We start from the raw sequence: 18,233 nt of genomic DNA, 5'->3' as shown, positions 1-18,233 counted from the left end.
TTATGGTTCCTGAGCTGGGTAATATTGCATTAACTCTGGCCCTGGTCAGTGCGATTCTGTTGGCGGTGTATCCACTATGGGGGGCACAAACTAATCATTCTTTTTTAATGGGAACCGCAAAGCCGTTGGCATTGGGCATGTTCCTGTTTACCGCGATGGCGTTCATTGCACTTACCTATGCATTTGTTACTGATGATTTCAGTGTGGCCTATGTCGCGCAACATTCAAATAGTCAGCTTCCGGTTTACTACAAAGTCACTGCCGTGTGGGGGGGGCATGAAGGCTCGTTTCTGCTTTGGGTGTTAATGCTATCCATCTGGACCGTTGCGGTAGCATTGTTTAGTCGCGGTATACCCGATGAGATGGTGTCCCGGGTACTGTCAGTACTCGGTTTAGTTGGCATCGGTTTCTATCTGTTCATGCTGCTTACCTCTAACCCTTTCGACAGCATGTTGCCTTTCTTTCCTGTTGATGGCCGTGACTTGAACCCGCTGTTGCAAGATTTCGGCATGATTATCCACCCGCCTATGCTTTACATGGGGTACGTGGGTTTTTCGGTTTCTTTTGCTTTTGCAATCTCTGCACTTATTTCCGGACAAATGGATTCAACCTGGGCTCGCTGGTCGCGTCCTTGGGTCATTGCTGCCTGGGGATTTCTCACCGTTGGTATTGCGCTGGGAAGTTGGTGGGCGTATTACGAATTAGGTTGGGGGGGCTGGTGGTTTTGGGACCCGGTAGAAAATGCCTCTTTCATGCCCTGGTTGGTAGGTACTGCACTGATGCATTCACTGGCAGTGACTGAAAAACGTAAAGTATTTAAATCCTGGACGGTGTTACTGGCGATTGCCGCATTCTCACTTAGTTTGCTGGGTACCTTCTTAGTTCGCTCTGGGGTGATTGTTTCTGTGCATTCGTTTGCCAGTGACCCATCGCGGGGCCTGTTTATTCTTGGCATCCTGGTGGCGTTATCAGGTTCCGGGTTGTTGCTGTATGCATTGCGGGCATCGCAACTAAACTCGCCAGGTCGGTATAGCATGTTTTCCCGCGAAGTTTTACTGATGGGAAATAATGTATTTTTATGTGCCGCCACACTGGTGGTATTTCTCGGTACTATTCTGCCATTGGTACATAAAGAATTGGGCCTCGGCTCTATTTCCATTGGTGCGCCGTTCTTTAATCAAATGTTCACCGTCTTGATTGTCCCTTTTGTGCTTATTCTTGGGCTAGGACCCGTTACTCGCTGGAAACAACAGTCTGCCAGTGCACTGCAGAAGCAGTTGCTAATTGCGCTGGGGTTAAGTATCAGTGCCGGAGTGCTAATTAATTTTACCTACGATACGCCAACGTATCTGGCGGCGATGGGATTAGTATTAGCGGCGTGGATCTTAATCTCTTCAATATGGGAAGTATTGCAGCGTATCGATTCAATGCCTGATGCATCGCTATTAACTCGTTTACGAAAGCTAACACCAAGCCACTGGGGAATGGTGTTGGGGCACCTGGGCTTTGCCGTTACGATTATTGGGATCACGTTAGTATCCAATTACGCACTGGAGCGGGATGTGAGAATGGCACCGGGTGAAACAGCGAATCTGGGTGGCTACACCTTTAAGTTTAATGAACTGAAGGACTTCCAGGGGCCGAACTACACGGCTGATGTTGGCGTGTTTGATGTGTATGTCGACGGAGAAAAGCTGGTACATCTTGAACCTGAAAAGCGCATGTATACCGTGCAGCGGATGCCGATGACGGAAGCCGGCATACACTCAACGGTGTTCCGGGATTTGTTCATTGCAATGGGCGAACCACTAGACGATGGAGCCTGGGCTGTGCGTATTTATATTAAGCCCTTTGTGACCTGGATTTGGGCAGGCGCGGTTATCATGGCCTTGGGCGGCATCTGTTCAGTGTCTGACCGTCGCTATCGCATGGCGAAGATTGCGTCAGCGAAACGTATTCTGGCTCGCACATCCATTGACGTTGTTGGAGAACAGGGATGAAAAAAATCGGTTTTTTCTTAATACCATTGGGTATTTTTTTAGTGCTTGTGGTGTTTTTATTCCAAGGATTGTTTTCTGATCCCCGAGAGTTAGATTCTCAAGTTAAGGACAAGCAAGTACCGGCATTCTCGCTACCAGATTTAATGCAGCCTGATGTAACTTACACGCAGGATGTGTTTAAAGGCGAAGTGACCATTCTAAATGTATGGGGCGTTTGGTGCGTAACTTGCGCGGTTGAGATGCCTTATCTAACTAAATTGAAAGAAGAGCAGAAAGTTAACTTTGTTGGTCTGTATTTCGATCAGGATCTTGACCCGGATTTCGGCACCAAAACCTTGACCCGGGTACAAGAGGAAGTGACCAGCATGCTTAGCCGTTACGGTAACCCTTACCAATATAATATTTTTGACGTATATCGCGATACTTCATTAGACCTTGGGGTCACTGGCGCGCCGGAACATTTCCTTATCGATAGTCGTGGTGTGGTTCGAATGCATCATATCGGCGACATTAACCCCAGGGTGTGGGAGAACAAAATTGGGCCGCTGTATGACCAGCTCGTGGCAGAGCAACAGACAAACGTAGCAGGGAGTCGTTGATGCGTAACTGGATGTTCGTCCTATTGGCCCTCGTTTCAGTGAGTGTTCTCGCAGTCGAGGACAACTATGGGTTTGATGACCCAGAGCAGCGCGTGGTGTTTTTAAAACTGACGGCAGAGCTTCGGTGTCCCATGTGCCAGAATCAGAACATTGCTGATTCTGATGCCATGATTGCCCATGATATGCGTCGAAAAGTGTATACCCTACTAAAGCAAGGCAAGTCTGAAGAAGAAATCATTACTTACATGAAGGATCGCTACGGCGATTTTGTGTATTACAAGCCACCCGTCACAGCGGCGACTATATGGCTTTGGGCTTTGCCACTGGCTTTCATCTTTGCGGTGCTATTTCTGGTAATGCGCAGACCTTCCAAAGCGCCCTTGTCCGATCAGGATGCGAAGTTGAAACAGGCTGAAGCAATGTTAAAGCAGGATAAATCATGAGTTGGGCGGAATTTTGGCTGACAGCGTCAGGCCTCATAACGTTGGTTATTGTTCTAGTGGCAACGCCTTGGCTTCGTCGCAGACAAGTTACTCAACGAGATGTAGCATCAAATATTTCGATTGTTAAACAGCGTCTCGCTGAACTCGATAGAGAAGCCCGAGAAGGATTAATTTCTGAGTCTGATAAACAAAAAGCCAGTGATGAATTAAAACTCGCGTTGGTGGATGAGGCCGTGGCAGAAAAGCAGGTAAGCCATCGCAACGCCGCACTGCCACTTGCTTTGGGAGCCGTTATCGCGTTTGTTGTCGCTGGGGTTGTATATTCATCAGTGAATCATCTCCAGCAGGTGGAACAGGCCACCACTGCCATTGAATCTTTACCTGAACTGAGTGAAAAATTGGCGTCTGGAAATGGGCAGAATTTTACTGCCCAGGATATCACTAGCCTTGCCTATGCCATTCGTCAGCGCTTACGTGATGAACCCGAAGATGCCACAGGCTGGATGTATCTCGGGCGCTTGTGGATGTCTGTGGGTGAGGATGACCAGGCGATTCAAGCCATCGAAAAAGCCCTGTCGATTAAACCCGAAGATACCACCATTCGTATTACCTACGCTCAGGCGCTTATGGTAACTGAGAATGCTCAGCGGCTGACGTTGGCGCAGTCAGTACTGGGTGCGCTGAACAATGAAAATCCGGACAATGATAACCTGGCACTGATGATGGCAGTGGTGTCTGCGCGGTTGGGTGACCTGCCTAATACCCGTCTTTATTTCGCCAAGATTGAAAATAAACTGCCACCGCAAAATGAAACCCGAATCGGAATCGCACAGCGTATAGCCGAACTGGAGGCGCAGCAGCAGGATGCATCAGCGCCGTCTGAAAGTGCAGCCCGAACCGGTTTTGATATAGCAATTACCGTGAGTGATGAAATGCGGTCGATACTACCTGAAACGGGATATCTGATTGTTTACGCCCAGGATAATTTAAGCGAAAATCGGATGCCTGCGGCGGTGGTTAAAATGCCGTTACAAAATTTCCCTGTATCTTTGTCGTTAACGACTGATAATGCCATGATGCCTGCCTATACAGTGGCATCATTAACTCAGGCGAAACTTACAGCGCGAATTTCTTCCGATGATGATGTCATGCCTGCAGCAGGAGATCTTCTGGGGGTATTATCGGCACCGGTAAAATCGGGCGAAGTGCTCCCCATTGCAATACAAATCAACAAGGAACTGAAGTGACAAATATGTCGAAAATCCTGCTTGCCGGTCTTATGGTAGGCGTTTCTCTATTGTCTGGTTGTGCCAGTAAACAAGCTGCAACCGAACAGGCTGAACAGCAGCAAATCCCTGAGGGCGATCCGAAAGACCCTCTGGAGCCGTTAAACCGCGTTGCCTGGAACTTTAACTGGGAAGTGCTAGACCAGTATATCCTGCGTCCCGTCACCATTAGTTACGTCACGGTTATGCCGCAATTCGCTAGAACCGGTTTATTAAATGCCACCAATAACCTGGAAGAGCCAGGTAATATGTTCAATAACTTTTTCCAGGGTAAAGTCGACGAAGGCTTGGATAGCCTGGCTCGCTTTATTATTAACTCAACAGTCGGCCTTCTCGGCACCATTGATGTGGCTGAAAAGATGGGGATTGCACGCCAGCGTGAAAATTTTGGTGAAGTGCTCGGCCGTTGGGGCGTCGATACAGGCCCTTATATGATGGTGCCGGTGCTGGGACCAAACGATCCGCGTACCCTAACCGGGCGGGTGGTCGATAACGTCTATTATCCGATGACGGTGCTAACCGGTACCTACAATGTGGTGCGCTTTGCGGTTACAGCATTGGAAGGACGGGCAGCGCTGATCGATCAGGAAGGGCAGTTGGAGCAATCGCTAGACCCGTATTCCTTTGTTAAAAATGCCTACTTCCAGAATCTGGAATATCGGGTGACTGATGGCAAGAGTGGCGAAAAGGTCATTGAGCAAGAAGAGCTCGATGAGTTCGAACAATTCCAGATGATGCTTGACGAAAGTGACGTTCAGGAAGATGAAACCGACAGCAGTAATGAATAAAGCTGCTTAAATTTATATACGAAAAAGGCGAAGCTGAACAAGCTTCGCCTTTTTTATTGTTCGAGAGGTATGTGAGCCGAACAGCCCCAAACGCGCATTGAACGTTAAGCGTTGTAGCCCTTCGGGTTCTTAGATTGCCAGTGCCATACGTCCTGACACATATCTTCGAGGGTTTTTCCAGCGTTCCAGTTTAACTCTTGGGCGGCTAATGTCGGGTCGGCGTAGCAGGCTGCCACATCGCCGCCACGACGCGGTGCAATCTTATAGTTTACTGTTTGGCCAGACGCTTGTTCAAACGCTTTAATCATTTCCAACACAGAATAACCTTGCCCGGTTCCAAGGTTGTAAACGTCGAGACCCATGTTGAGATCGAGTCGGTCTAGCGCTTTTAGGTGACCGGCTGCTAAATCGACAACGTGAATGTAATCACGAACGCCCGTACCATCTTCAGTATCGTAGTCGTCGCCAAATACACTTAGCTGCTCTAATTTACCGGTAGCTACCTGAGAAATATAAGGCATTAAGTTATTTGGGATACCGTTAGGATCTTCGCCAATTAAACCTGATTCATGGGCGCCAACCGGATTAAAGTAGCGAAGCAAAACGATGTTCCACTCTTCATCAGAGGCATAGAGATCGGTAAGCATGTGCTCGACCATGAGTTTCGACATGCCGTAAGGATTTGTGGGATGACCGGTAGCCATTTTCTCGTGCAAAGGCAGGGCAACAGGGTCGCCGTAGACCGTTGCAGATGAACTGAATACGATATTCTTCACATTGTGTTGGCGCATCGCTTTGCACAGTGTCAGCGTGCCGTACATGTTGTTTTCGTAGTATTCCAGTGGCTTTTGCACCGACTCGCCGACAGCTTTAAGGCCAGCAAAGTGGATAACGGAATCAATCTTGTGTTCACTGAATATACTGTCCAACACGGTAGTATCACGAATATCGCCCTGCACGAATGTTACGGACTTTCCAGTGATAGACTCCACACGTCTTAATGATTCTGCACTCGAGTTTGCCAGATTATCCAGCACAACCACGTCATAGCTCTGCTCTAACAACTGCAATACGGTATGACTTCCTATATATCCCGCACCGCCAGTAACCAGGATAGTTTTCATTGTCGCTCCTTTGATAAAATTTGTGGCACATACTTGGCACACAACGAATATTGAATGGGTTTCACAATAAGTGGGTACAACAGAAATACCACTAACGCCCAAAGCAGGGAATGCCAGTCATTTGCTGTTCTGATGATCAATACGAATACAGGCACAATAACGAGCAATTTTAATAAATTGAGAAGTGTTTTCTCAGGCGTGGTGAGACATTTGGCTGCATTCTCCATAATCCGGACTCGCTCTGAAAGCGAGCGGGTAGCCAATGCGGGAATACTGCGAGTGGAAAAGAATATTTTCATAGCAGCTACAAAAAAACCGCCTTAACAAATGAGTTATGGCGGTTATTGTATGGGATTGCTTAGCAGGTGAAAACCCGATTATGCCTTTTCTGACAAACCTGATTTTTCCCAGTGGCGTGATTTAAAGCTGAGCAGTGCAATCACGATGGCAATACCGATGCTGAACAGTGCAATTTGCATGTAAAGTGCAGGCAGCGTTTCAACATTTTCAGGATCGAAATTCCCCGAAAGCAGGCCGGCAATAATGTTACCGATAGAGTACGTCAGTACAAATACACCCATCATCTGACCCGCAAAACGTTTTGGAGAAAGCTTACTAACAGCGCTCAACGCAACCGGGCTTAAGCAAAGCTCACCTACAGTGTGAAGGAAGTAAGTCGTCACCAACCACATAGGAGCAACTTTCAAGCCCTGCGCAGCATACTGTGATGCTAGGAACATAACCAGGAAACCTGATGCCATGAAAACAATACCTATGGCTGTTTTGATGGTGTAGGAAGGGTCGATCATGCGCTTAGAGAGGTTAATCCAGAGCGCTGCGAAAAACGGGGAAAGAACAATAATGAATAATGCATTAGACAGTTGGAACCAAACGGTAGGGATGCTATCCATGCCAAACCAGCTCGATGACAGTGCACGGTCTGTGTAATTCTGCGCAAACAAGTTCAATGATGAGCCAGCTTGTTCAAAGCCAGACCAGAAGCAGGCCGATGCAATACACACCAGTAACAACGCCCACATTCTGCGCTTTTCATCCTCATTAAGATTACCCTTAAAGTAGATGTAACCAAAATACAGGAAGAATACCAGAGTAAAGAAGATAGCAACTTTCTGTGCCAATGATACCGGCTCAATAACGATGGTACCTGTGTGAGCAAGCACGATAACCACTGCACATATAGCAATAACAGCGGCTACTGCCATCCACGCTTTGCGCTTTGCTTCGCCGATAAACGGGTTTGCGGGCTCTACCGATGCTCCAGCCAGAGAGCCATTAGTGAAATGATACTGAATCAGACCCAGGGCCATACCGACAGCGGCAGCGCCGAAAGCGTAGTCCCAGCCCCAACCTTCCTGCAGATAACCGGTGACCAGATAAGCGATCAATGAGCCTAAGTTAATCCCCATATAATACAGGGCGTAGCCACTGTCTCGACGGGCATCGTTGTCGCCATACTGCTGACCTACCATGGCTGAAATATTGGGTTTAAGTAGACCCGTTCCGCTTGCAACCAAAATGAGACCAACAAAGAACAGGTTTTGTAAATCGATGGCCAGAACAACGTGTCCTGCGAAGATAATTAAACCACCGTACCAAACTGCGCGTTTACCGCCTAAAAGACGGTCGGCCAACCAGCCGCCCGGCAAGCCAAGAAAATAAACCGCACCGGTATAGAGGCCGTAAATAGCGCCGGCGGTTGCCACAGTGAACTCAAGACCTTCTTTTTGAACACTGGCTGTCATGAAAAGAACAAGAAGAGCACGCATACCGTAGTAACTCATGCGCTCCCACATTTCTGTGAAAAACAGTGTCTGCAAGCCCCCTGGATGGCCGAAGAAACTGGAATCGTTAGATGTTTTTATTGTCACAATATCGTTCCATTTTTACTGATTGTTATAGTTATCGCGCAGCCTGCCTTGTCTGCATAAACGTGTTTAAGCCTGGCTAAAGCGCTACGCGTGATGGGTTTTAGCACCCAATCCATTCACTATACACAACAGAATGGATTGGGAAAATAATTAGTCTATAAACGGGCTGAAACGCAGGGTGGTTCTAGCCCGTTTGGCCGATTATAGCTCTTTGATGGTCGCGATAACGATACGCACAGTACCGTAAACGATAAGCAGAATGACGCCGAAAAGCACCAGATTATAGACAATTTTAGGATAGGCATTGTCATCTGGCAGTGTAGGGGATTCAATGGTCACAAGGTGTTGCAATTGCTGATACGCTTCAACACGAGCGTTCTCTAGCGATACCAGGGATGATGAAAATGCCTGAATAGCCAGTTGCAGCTGAATTTGCAGGTTGCTGTACTGCGCCATCTGCTGGGTTACCGAGAGCGATTGCTGCCCGGTTTGCTTGCTCAGATTTTCACGTTGTTCGTTCATCTGCTCTTCGATGGCTGAGATTTGACGCTTGAGGCTAATAACCTCGGATGCATTCGGCGACATCATGGTTTCTAATGTGTTCAATTCGGCACGCTTTTGCGCCAAGGTTGATTGCATGGAAAATGCAATCTGCTGACTCACCGCGCCCTCGGCGGTAGGATCGAGAACGTTGTATTCAGACTGGAACGCCAGAATATCTTGTTTGGCCTTTTGAAGTTTATCTTCAACGATCTGATGCTCGCCTTGGGCGAAAGTCATCTTCGATTTCGCCAGATTATTATTTATTTCATTCAGAAAGTTTTCAGCACGTTCGATGATTGCATTGTTCATCTGTTGGGCAAAGTCAGGGGTAAAGGCACGCACGTTGAGGCTAATTACTGAGGAGGTGGAGTCAACCTCGACAGAAATATGACTCTGGTAATAATTGAGAAAATCATATCTAGAGTGGTTGCTTGGCAAACTGCTAAAAAAGTCACCCTCACCCGATGAAAAATGCTCACTTATATTCAGACTGTCTTCGAGATAGTTGAGCATGTCGTTTGACTGAATATAAGCTTCAATTATTTGACTATCATTAGAGCCTGCTACACCTGTAATAGAACCACCAAACAGAGATGTTGGATCGAAAGCGCTCGTTCCATCGGTTGATTTTACGATCAACTTACTAGCGCTTTCATACTGAGGTGCTGCAAAAATAACAAGGTATATGGCATATATAAGCCATGGAGAAATAATGAATATCACCTTGTTATTCTTAATTTTTTTGGAAATATCTTTACTGTCCATACTTCGTAATCACTTAATTTTATTTATCGTCAATGTAGGCGCTGATACCTTCTTCGAGGTCATCATAGAAATACAACTGGCCATCTTCAATTACGACGGCAGAGGTGCAGAATTCGCGAATTTGGTCTAACTCATGGCTTACCATAATCATGCCAGCAGTTTTATTTTTTTCTACTAGCGCCTGACGGGCTTTTCGGCGAAAAGCGGGATCGCCTACAGAAGTGGCTTCATCTATAAGGTAGATATCAAAATCAATATTGATACAGCATGCAAATACCAATTTTGCACGCATACCAGATGAATATGTGCGTACCGGCAAATCGAAGCGTGGCCCTATTTCAGCAAATTCCTGAACGGCTTTTTCATACTTTGTTAGAGATTTTACCTGATTAATTCTACCAATAAATCTGGCGTTTTCTCTACCCGACATTTGTCCATGGATACCGGTTTGTAGCGCCACTGGCCATGACATAGACTTATTGGTGAGTACTCTTCCTTTATCTGGATACTCACTTTTTGCCAGCATACGAAAGAGCGTTGACTTACCAGCACCGTTTTTCCCAAGAATAGCGACACTGTTTTCAGTAGGGAACTCAAAGTTCAGGTTGCGGAAAATATACTGAGGCCCCAATTTGCTTGGATAACTCTTTGTGAGATTTTCTAATTTGATCATCGCGCCAGTATCCTTTTCCAGGTGATATGATAAAGCGCCAGTCCAAGAAAGAGAGTAACCGCTGTCACTTCTAGAATATAAGCCATTGACACTCCAGCATCACCGTATGACGGATAGCAGGCAAACCGGCTTAATTCAATGATGTGTACAAGTGGATTCCAAGTCAGCCATTTCCATGTGTGTTCAGGAATATCTTGGAGGCTGAAAAAAGTACATGAGATAAAAAATATGGGACGATTCAGCATGCTCTTGATTTTACTCATCTCTGGAATGAACGAAATAAGCACGGCAAATATCAAGCTTATTGACAGAGAAAATACCCATAAGAGCAGAAAAAGTGAAATGAGCAGCAAAGGATTTGCAAGATGAAATTCCAAATCAAAAATATACACGGCGACTGATATCAGAAAAATGACGCCGCATTTTATTGCGAACTCCATAAAACCTGAAGTTATAACCGCCGCGATAGGCTGAACTTGCCTGAAGGCGTAAAGTGGTTTGTTTTGCTTGATTGCACTGGGAACACTACCAGTGCACGTCATAAACGACTGAACACCCATTAACCCAACCATCATGTAGACAAATATCGGTACGGAGTGAACATCCGACCCGCTAATCAGGCTACGAATAAATGACATCGCAAAAATAAAAATAAACGGTTCAATGAAAGCCCAACCTAATCCGAGCTTATCATTGAATTTACTCTGCATCTCACGCAAAAACAGTGCGAAGATGACGGTTCGCCACCCTCGCAGTTGCGTTTTAAACGAAAGCTCCATTAGTTTACAGCTACGTTAGCAGCGACAGCAATCTGATAAATAATTTGGGTGATATCTTTGATTGCCTGTAGGGATTTGACATCTATAGACGGTAATACCATCACCTGGTCACCAGGTCTGATATCCAGTTTGCCTTCACCTTCAGACCACAAGCTGTGGTGAATACTGTCGAATTCCACGATACCGTTTTGTCTAATAATCAAAATTCTCTCGTCGTCCGCGCGCTGAGTGAATCCTCCTGCCCAAGCTATATAGTCAGCCGTGGTGGCATCATCATTAAAGACAATGGCTTGCGGCATCATTACTTCACCGCCTACCTGAATCAGATCTGTGGCTTCTGGAATGACAATTGTATCGTTGGGTTCGAGCAAAACATTTGCGACTTTCCCATTTTCAGAAACAATAACGCGGCCCTCTGGTTCTATATCTCTCGCTCTGGCAATGAAGTCGCTAACTAATTGTGCTTCCTGCACTCTGATAGAACCTTCACCCGTGGAACTGATAGGGGCGGTATAAATACTTCTTTCAAGTCTTTGTAGGGATTGCTCGATTAGTTCTTTTTGTTTTTCCGCGACGGTTTCTCTTAATAGATAAACATTTTCGGGATTCGACAATGACGGCATAACCTGCACGTAATTCAGCACGTCTTTAAGCCTAGTTCCACTGTCGACCATGATTTTTGAGGGGCCAGAATGACCGCCTTCAATGTTGATTTGGTACACCTTCGCTTCGTGATCATTGATAAAGTTAACTTCATCACCTGCGTTGAGAGTAATCTCCGCAAACTCATTGAGATTAAGGTACTGAGCAAACTGACTATCATTGCGTAAGCCTGCTACTGACACATGGCTGATAAAGTCGCGAGGATGGGCATAGTCTAGTAGCGTGCGACCAATGAGCTCTTCCTTTTTGAATTCGAAGGTAAAGCTATTATTCGCGCCATCGGCAACCGTGATACGGTCTCCTACGGGACGAACGACGATGGTGTCGCCGTCTTGAAATGAAATGCCGGGGAGTTTGCCAAGCCTGACGAAATCATAGAGATCGGCTGTTGCGACAATTTCTCCATTGCGTCTAATGTCGATATTACGAAAACTACCACGAGCGAAATCTACGCCACCGGCACGCTTTAAGTAGTACAGAATGCTATCAGATGCCAAACCCGCATATTGACCAGGACGAATGACGGGCCCGGTGATATACACTGCCACAGGTGTAGAAGTGAGTAGGTTAACGTAGACATTTACATCGTTGGTGTAAATTTGTTTGATTGCTGACGTAACCTTGCTATTTACCGAACCCGCTGGCGTGTTTGCTAATTGAACCGGGCCTATATTCGGAATGAAGATATTGCCTTGGTTATCAACGGTCACCACATTAGAAAAGTTAACGGCTCCCCACATCCAAATTGAAATTTTGTCGCCAGGCGCAATCAGATAATTTTCATTTAAACCGTTAGCGCGTTCAGATTCGAACCCGCCGATAAATAAATTGGCTGCAAACGGTGGGCTTTTCAGTGGCTCGCTATAAGGGTAAACATCTTCAATAGTCGGTTCACCAGGCAGTACCATACCTTCTCTGGAAGAACGATTATATTGTCCGTTTGTCGACATGCTCTCCGCTCTGGCACCAGGCAAAGTGCGGCTGGTTGGAATGTTCATTGGAGAAACCGATACATTTGAGGTGGTGCTGTCTGTAGAAGACGAATTGTTACCTTGTTGCTGTGCTTGTTCTCTTAATTGTTGTAAATCAGCAATGGACTGAGCATTAACAACAGAAGAAAGAAACGCTGTGGTTGCTAATGCAGAGGTTAAAGTGAGGAGTGAGCGAAATACAGACATAGATGTTGCCATTTTATTGAACGTTAGTATGAGTGATGAGTGGCGAAAGAACTTGCCATTGCCCGTCGCGCTGGCACATGGAGCGCGGAGCCGCTGTCATGGCCATTGCTTTCAATGTTCTGCAACTCATACCAGAAGCAGATAGATAACTGTTCCCAACAAGGTACAGTGAACCATTAATCTGGACCTGGCTACCAGAGGCAATTTTGCCTTGTGGCACGGATACGACTTCAGTACTGACTAACTCAATACTTTTTGTAGACACTAAAGGAATGTTTGCATTCACCGGCTCGGGGGCGGAGGCACATCCACTGAGGAGTAACGTCAGACCTACCAGACCAGTACTCAAACCTCTGATACTAAACATGTCTTAAATAATTCCTTGTCAAAACTGGGGCCGTAGCATAACACAAATCAACACATTTGCAGTTATCCGACACTTGTGGGATTAAAAAATTCAACTAGCAATATTACACAATTTTGAAGGGAATGGCTCAAATCCTGCTTGCCACACGACAACAAATAGAACGAATGTGACTATTTGGGTCAAAGGCTAAAGTTGTTTTTCTTAGAAGAAATAAAACAGACAGTAGTCTTTTCGCCTTTAGTCTATTATCATATGACGGCTTTGACGAAATAACTGTCAATTCTTTTCAGGATGTAACCCAGAGCATGGATCACGACTATCAATTCTCAACACTTTTCAAGCAATCGAAAATGCAAACTCAGATTTCTGAACGGATATAATTTTTTGTATGTTTGATTATCTGCAAATTGTTCCACTGTTTACGGCTTTCTTTGTCGCGTTGATCCTATTGATCGTGATGACGCCTTTGGCACATCAATTTGGCTTGGTGGATCATCCTACCTATCGTAAACGTCATGCCGGTATGGTTCCTCTCACTGGCGGCGTTGCTATTTTTATGGCCGTGCTTGTGGCCAGTGTTGCAACTGATGTGTGGATGCGAAATAACCCGTTATTCTTCACTGCTTCTGCGTTTATTGTCCTGTTAGGTATGCTTGACGACCGTTTTCAGTTAAGTGCTAAAGGGCGCTTACTGTGCCAGTTCGGTGTGGCGGCCATTATGGCGTGGAGTGCGCAAAATTATATTACCTCATTGGGTAACATTTTCGGTTTCGGAGAAGCCTATCTAGGTATCGTTGGCTACTTCTTTACTATTGTTTGTGTCGTTGGTGTTATCAATGCGTTCAACATGATCGACGGCATCGACGGACTTGCCGGTGGCATGAGCCTGATTGTTTTGCTTACTGTGGTCGGCATATTGCTGTTCACTGGCAATGGTAGTGCCATCATGGAGCCGCTTATAATTGTGGCGGCTATCGTACCATTTTTGGCTTTTAACCTGAGTTGGAAAGGCTTTAAGGGTAACAAAATATTTATGGGCGACGCGGGCAGCATGTTCGTCGGGCTCACTATCGTTTGGTTGCTCGTTGATCACACTCAAGGCCCCGCGGCTGCTTTCAGACCCATCACAGCGGTTTGGTTGATAGGGCTCCCGCTTATGGATATGGCGGCAATTATGTATCGTCGCGCTCGAAAAGGGCAATCCATGCTTCGTCCAGACCGAAAGCACTTGCATAACATCTTTATGCGAGCGGGTTTGACAAGCAGACAGGCCCTGGCCGCAATCTTATTCCTTGGTCTGTGTTACGCCGGCGTAGGCATAATGGGTGAAATTCTTGCCATTCCTGAATACGTCATGTTTTGGTCGTTCATCGGGTTGCTGATGATTTACAGCTACGTGATCCAGAATGTTTGGCGAATGATCAGAACAATTAAGAAGTCGATGAGAGCATCCGCGAAAAACTGATTGCCCATATTTAGTGCAGACTCAGCGTTATAAATTTGCTATGTTTGCTTCTTATTTTCAGCTTTGCTTTCGATATCGGCGGTTGCTTTGTCCAAAGCCAATACAACAATTATCCATCAAGGAGCGATCGCATCAGATGTAGAGTCGCTCGTTGCAATGGCCGTTTATCACAATGACTGTTTAGCATGGTTACAGCAAGCAGTTGATAGTGTGCTTTGCCAGTCTTATCAGTCGTTTATTTATCTCATTGTGATCGATGGCCCCGTCTCTGACGAGATTACCGCTTTCCTAAACGACACCGCAACAAACGACAGTCGCATTGTTCTGGCCAAAAACGCCGAGAACGTCGGTTTAGCTGCGAGCATGAACTTTGCGATAGAGTGGGGGATGGCGTTAAGCCTGAACTATTTTTTTCGCATGGACGCCGATGACATATCCCTGCCGGAGCGCCTCGAAAAGCAAGTCTCCTTTCTGAATAATCACGAGAAAGTCGGCGTATTAGGCGCTGCATTAACGGAAATCAACGAGTCAGGTGAAAAGGTTGGCGCTCGTATTATGCCAGCCTCTCACGCGCAGATCGTGCGTGTATTACCCCGACGTTGTTCAATGAATCACCCAACCGTTGCATTCCGCTATGACGTTTTTCGTCAGGGATTTCGCTATGATGCCGAATTGAAGAATACACAGGATTACTTTTTGTGGATTCAACTCGCCAGTGAAGGCATCGTTTTTTGCAATCTCAAAGATCGACTGCTGGAGTTTCGTCGGGTAAACAATTTCTACAAACGCCGCGGACTCACAAAGTCGCTCAATGAATTCCGAGCGCGTTTATTTGCTATGCGCGCGTTACGGCGATTAACTCCCTGGAATCTGATTTATGCGTGTGGTGTTCTAACCATGCGGCTAATGCCGGCCAGAATAGTGAAAATGGCTTACCGAATGGATCGTAAAATGCTGGAAAAGCGGAATAAATCGTGAAACCCGGCATCGTTATTATACTTTTTCACCCCGACTTAACTCATCTCAACAAGGTGCTGTCGGGTATTGAAGCTGAGAATTTACCTATCATTCTGGTAGACAATTCACCAGAACCCTTAGTCGACACATTTTCTACTGAAATTACTTATCTTCACTTTCCGTCAAATATAGGTATCGCCGCCGCTCAGAACGCTGGGATTAAAGTGCTTATTGAGTATGGCTGTAGTCACATCGCGCTATTCGACCAAGATAGCGACATAACCTCAGCACTACTAATGGGTCTTTGCGACGGGTTTTCCAAAGCGCAAAAGAGTATGGAGAACATTGCCGCGGTGGGGCCACAAATCGTTTGTGAGTTTAATGGTGAAGCTGTTAGCCCTGCCATTCAGCGTGAGCGGAAAATCAGCGGAGATTTTGCTTCTGTTAAGCAGATTATAGCATCAGGCATGTTGCTAAATGCCGACATTTTTAAAACGGTTGGTGAAAAAGAAGAGTCACTTTTTATCGACGGCGTGGATCATGAGTGGTGTTGGCGTGCTAGAGATAAGGGGTATCAGATTGTGAAGCTCCTGAATGTAAAAATGCTACACCGACAGGGAGATGGTCGATGGAAAATTCTCGGTTTGACGTTCAAACGTGGCGCACCCATTCGCTTGTACTATCAAGCCAGGAATATTCTAATATTAAGCCGAAGAAATTACGTTCCACTTTATTGGAAATGTCGCAACCTTATGGGATTGCCAGTGCGTTGGCTAATCAATCGTTGGGTATTTGAACAAGGGAAAGTACGAGGCCGTTTCTTCCTCAAGGGGCTAAAAGATGGTGTCAAAGGCAAAACAGGTGCGTTAGATTAGTCATACAATCGTCATGATGCACTCGGTATACTAGAGGCCGCCGGGTGATAAATAAATGTTTAGAAAGACAATTTAGCGCTCTAAAAGATTAAGATGCTATCTTCAGCATAATTGCTGAACTTACTAAGCCGAAAGCGCGTAAGTAATCTCTGTGAACAAGATAGTGTTTGTCATTACGATAGTCTTTACAGACACGACAGTTTCTGTAATCACATTTGAAATGCGTTGATGTTTTATCGATTGCCAACAGAACTCGGTTACATATAGAACATCATTATTAGCGCACCAATATAGTGATTTTGCTTTGATTTGGTGCATCGCGTGCCCTGTATGTGGGAATATGCCCGTTTTTGGGACATTGTTAGGGAGAGAGTCTTTAGCAGTTTGCCCGGTTATCTTCAGCCAAAAGATATTGGCTGATTTATTGATTGGTTGTTACGGCATAAACCGTCAATCAAATTGCTTATGAAAGCAAAATTATTTTATGTCGAACTGCATGGCGGAATAAGGATTGCATTACGCCATGGGTCGAGGAATTTAGTAAAAGGACACTTAATATGAGTCAAGTGAAAAAAGCGGTTATCCCTGTTGCAGGTTTGGGTACAAGAATGCTACCAGCTACCAAGGCAATTCCTAAGGAAATGTTGCCGTTGGTTGACAAGCCGCTTATTCAATATGTTGTGAATGAGTGTGTAGCAGCCGGTGTTAAAGAAATCATTCTGGTAACGCACGCGAGTAAAAATAGTATTGAAAACCACTTCGATACTTCTTTTGAACTTGAAGCAACGCTTGAGAAACGTGTAAAGCGTCAGCTGCTTGAAGAAGTACAGTCTATATGCCCGAAAGACGTAACCATCATGCACGTACGTCAAGGCCACGCAGCTGGTCTGGGTCACGCTGTTCTTTGTGCTCATCCGTTAGTGGGTGACGCGCCGTTTGCGGTAGTACTGCCTGACGTAGTTATCGACGACGTAGCAAGTAATCCGAAGAAAGATAACCTTGCTGATATGGTGGCTAAATTTAACACCAGTCGTGTGAGCCAGGTAATGGTTGAAAAAGTACCGCAGGAAGACATCACCAAATTTGGTATTGCAGATCTTGGCGGTGTGGATATCAAACCGGGTGAGTCGGCTAAGATTCACCAAATGGTAGAAAAACCAGAGCTTGAAGAAGCGCCTTCTGATCTGGCTGTTGTAGGTCGTTACGTGCTGTCTGAAAAAATCTGGGATTTGCTTGAGTTTACGCCTCCTGGTGCAGGCGGTGAAGTTCAACTTACCGATGCTATCGATTCATTGATGAAAATTGAACAGGTAGATGCATACTACATGAAAGGTAAGAGTCACGACTGCGGAAGCAAATTGGGCTATATGAAAGCAAACGTAGAATACGCACTACGTCACCCAGCTTTAGGTGACGAATTCAAGGAATACCTTGCTTCACTGAATGGCTAATAATTGTCAGCAGTAATAGAGAAAAAACAAAGCCCGCGCATGCGGGCTTTGTTTTGTTTGCCACTTATTTAGGTACAACCTTTACCTTGTGACGCATCTTTTCAAGTAACTTCTCTCCAATTCCACGAACCTCTGTAAGTTGGTCGACTTCGTGGAAATAGCCTTTTTCTGTACGGTAAGCAATAATCGCCTGAGCTTTACTCTTGCCAATACCGGGCAATGTCATGAGCTCTTCAACAGTTACCATATTGAGATCCAAGGCGTCAGCCGCTGTGATGCCTGCCATCTCACTGGCGCTGGATTCAATCACTTCAGCTGCCGCCATTGAACTTCCAAATATCAGAGTAGCTAACGCTACCGCTGTTGCGAGTTTACGTTTATACATAAT

Annotated in this window: 18 protein-coding genes; 9 read left to right on the top strand and 9 right to left on the bottom strand. The window is 45.8% G+C overall.

All coding sequences use genetic code 11. The features are described 5' to 3' along the window. Positions 1-2 precede the first annotated feature (2 nt). Genes ACXAGX_RS09995 through ACXAGX_RS09975 form a run of 5 tightly spaced genes read left to right on the top strand, consistent with a single transcriptional unit; the run spans position 3 to position 5,116 of the window. Positions 3-2,000, top strand: coding sequence for a heme lyase CcmF/NrfE family subunit (locus tag ACXAGX_RS09995; RefSeq protein ID WP_474838054.1), 1,998 nt, complete (start codon positions 3-5; stop codon positions 1,998-2,000). Then, positions 1,997-2,599: a redoxin family protein gene (locus ACXAGX_RS09990; RefSeq protein WP_474838052.1), complete on the top strand. Its 603-nt coding sequence runs from the start codon at positions 1,997-1,999 to the stop codon at positions 2,597-2,599. Before ACXAGX_RS09995 ends, ACXAGX_RS09990 begins: the two co-directional genes overlap by 4 nt. Continuing rightward, entirely contained in the window at positions 2,599-3,042 is a 444-nt protein-coding gene (locus ACXAGX_RS09985; protein WP_474838050.1) for a cytochrome c-type biogenesis protein, read from the top strand. Before ACXAGX_RS09990 ends, ACXAGX_RS09985 begins: the two co-directional genes overlap by 1 nt. Further along, a complete protein-coding gene (gene ccmI, locus ACXAGX_RS09980; RefSeq protein WP_474838048.1) occupies positions 3,039-4,289 on the top strand; it encodes a c-type cytochrome biogenesis protein CcmI in 1,251 nt (416 codons plus the stop codon). Before ACXAGX_RS09985 ends, ccmI begins: the two co-directional genes overlap by 4 nt. A gap of 5 nt (positions 4,290-4,294) precedes the next feature. Next, positions 4,295-5,116: an MlaA family lipoprotein gene (locus tag ACXAGX_RS09975; protein WP_474838117.1), complete on the top strand. Its 822-nt coding sequence runs from the start codon at positions 4,295-4,297 to the stop codon at positions 5,114-5,116. 104 nt (positions 5,117-5,220) lie between these two features. Here ACXAGX_RS09975 and galE read toward each other — a convergent pair whose 3' ends face one another. The 8 genes from galE to ACXAGX_RS09935 form a co-directional block, all read right to left on the bottom strand. Beyond that, complete coding sequence (gene galE / locus ACXAGX_RS09970; protein ID WP_474838046.1) at positions 5,221-6,240, bottom strand: UDP-glucose 4-epimerase GalE; 1,020 nt, start codon at positions 6,238-6,240, stop codon at positions 5,221-5,223. After that, positions 6,237-6,539 carry a DUF6170 family protein gene (locus ACXAGX_RS09965; RefSeq protein WP_474838044.1) on the bottom strand — a complete coding sequence of 101 codons (303 nt, stop codon included), beginning with the start codon at positions 6,537-6,539 and terminating at the stop codon, positions 6,237-6,239. The genes galE and ACXAGX_RS09965 overlap by 4 nt, the downstream gene beginning before the upstream one ends. Before the next feature lie 78 nt (positions 6,540-6,617). Next, a complete protein-coding gene (locus ACXAGX_RS09960; protein WP_474838115.1) occupies positions 6,618-8,123 on the bottom strand; it encodes a peptide MFS transporter in 1,506 nt (501 codons plus the stop codon). A 207-nt stretch (positions 8,124-8,330) separates the two neighbouring features. Continuing rightward, a complete protein-coding gene (locus tag ACXAGX_RS09955) occupies positions 8,331-9,311 on the bottom strand; it encodes a KpsE/RkpR family capsule polysaccharide export protein (RefSeq protein WP_474838042.1) in 981 nt (326 codons plus the stop codon). 145 nt (positions 9,312-9,456) lie between these two features. After that, entirely contained in the window at positions 9,457-10,110 is a 654-nt protein-coding gene (locus ACXAGX_RS09950) for an ABC transporter ATP-binding protein (RefSeq protein WP_474838040.1), read from the bottom strand. Beyond that, the gene (locus tag ACXAGX_RS09945; RefSeq protein ID WP_474838038.1) at positions 10,107-10,889 is read right to left on the bottom strand and encodes an ABC transporter permease; all 783 of its coding nucleotides are present in this window, start codon (positions 10,887-10,889) and stop codon (positions 10,107-10,109) included. The genes ACXAGX_RS09950 and ACXAGX_RS09945 overlap by 4 nt, the downstream gene beginning before the upstream one ends. Next, positions 10,889-12,730 (bottom strand): polysaccharide biosynthesis/export family protein, encoded by a 1,842-nt coding sequence (locus tag ACXAGX_RS09940; protein WP_474838036.1) that lies wholly within the window; start codon positions 12,728-12,730, stop codon positions 10,889-10,891. The genes ACXAGX_RS09945 and ACXAGX_RS09940 overlap by 1 nt, the downstream gene beginning before the upstream one ends. A 13-nt stretch (positions 12,731-12,743) precedes the next feature. Beyond that, complete coding sequence (locus ACXAGX_RS09935; RefSeq protein ID WP_474817728.1) at positions 12,744-13,097, bottom strand: hypothetical protein; 354 nt, start codon at positions 13,095-13,097, stop codon at positions 12,744-12,746. Positions 13,098-13,485: 388 nt separating this feature from the next. On the opposite strand from ACXAGX_RS09935, the gene wecA reads away from it, so the two are divergent. The 4 genes from wecA (at position 13,486) to galU (ending at position 17,845) form a co-directional block, all read left to right on the top strand. Beyond that, a complete protein-coding gene (gene wecA, locus ACXAGX_RS09930; protein WP_474838034.1) occupies positions 13,486-14,562 on the top strand; it encodes a UDP-N-acetylglucosamine--undecaprenyl-phosphate N-acetylglucosaminephosphotransferase in 1,077 nt (358 codons plus the stop codon). Positions 14,563-14,649: 87 nt separating this feature from the next. Beyond that, positions 14,650-15,540 carry a glycosyltransferase gene (locus tag ACXAGX_RS09925; protein ID WP_474838032.1) on the top strand — a complete coding sequence of 297 codons (891 nt, stop codon included), beginning with the start codon at positions 14,650-14,652 and terminating at the stop codon, positions 15,538-15,540. After that, entirely contained in the window at positions 15,537-16,394 is an 858-nt protein-coding gene (locus ACXAGX_RS09920) for a glycosyltransferase family 2 protein (protein ID WP_474838030.1), read from the top strand. Before ACXAGX_RS09925 ends, ACXAGX_RS09920 begins: the two co-directional genes overlap by 4 nt. Before the next feature lie 557 nt (positions 16,395-16,951). Beyond that, the gene (galU, locus tag ACXAGX_RS09915; RefSeq protein WP_474817733.1) at positions 16,952-17,845 is read left to right on the top strand and encodes a UTP--glucose-1-phosphate uridylyltransferase GalU; all 894 of its coding nucleotides are present in this window, start codon (positions 16,952-16,954) and stop codon (positions 17,843-17,845) included. Positions 17,846-17,909: 64 nt separating this feature from the next. On the opposite strand, the gene ACXAGX_RS09910 is transcribed toward galU, so the two are convergent. Further along, positions 17,910-18,230 carry a ComEA family DNA-binding protein gene (locus ACXAGX_RS09910; protein ID WP_474838028.1) on the bottom strand — a complete coding sequence of 107 codons (321 nt, stop codon included), beginning with the start codon at positions 18,228-18,230 and terminating at the stop codon, positions 17,910-17,912. Between the last annotated feature and the right edge of the window lie 3 nt (positions 18,231-18,233).

The organism is Alteromonas sp. ABV4_515 (assembly GCF_056160345.1).
This window is presented reverse-complemented; position numbering and strand designations above follow the sequence as displayed.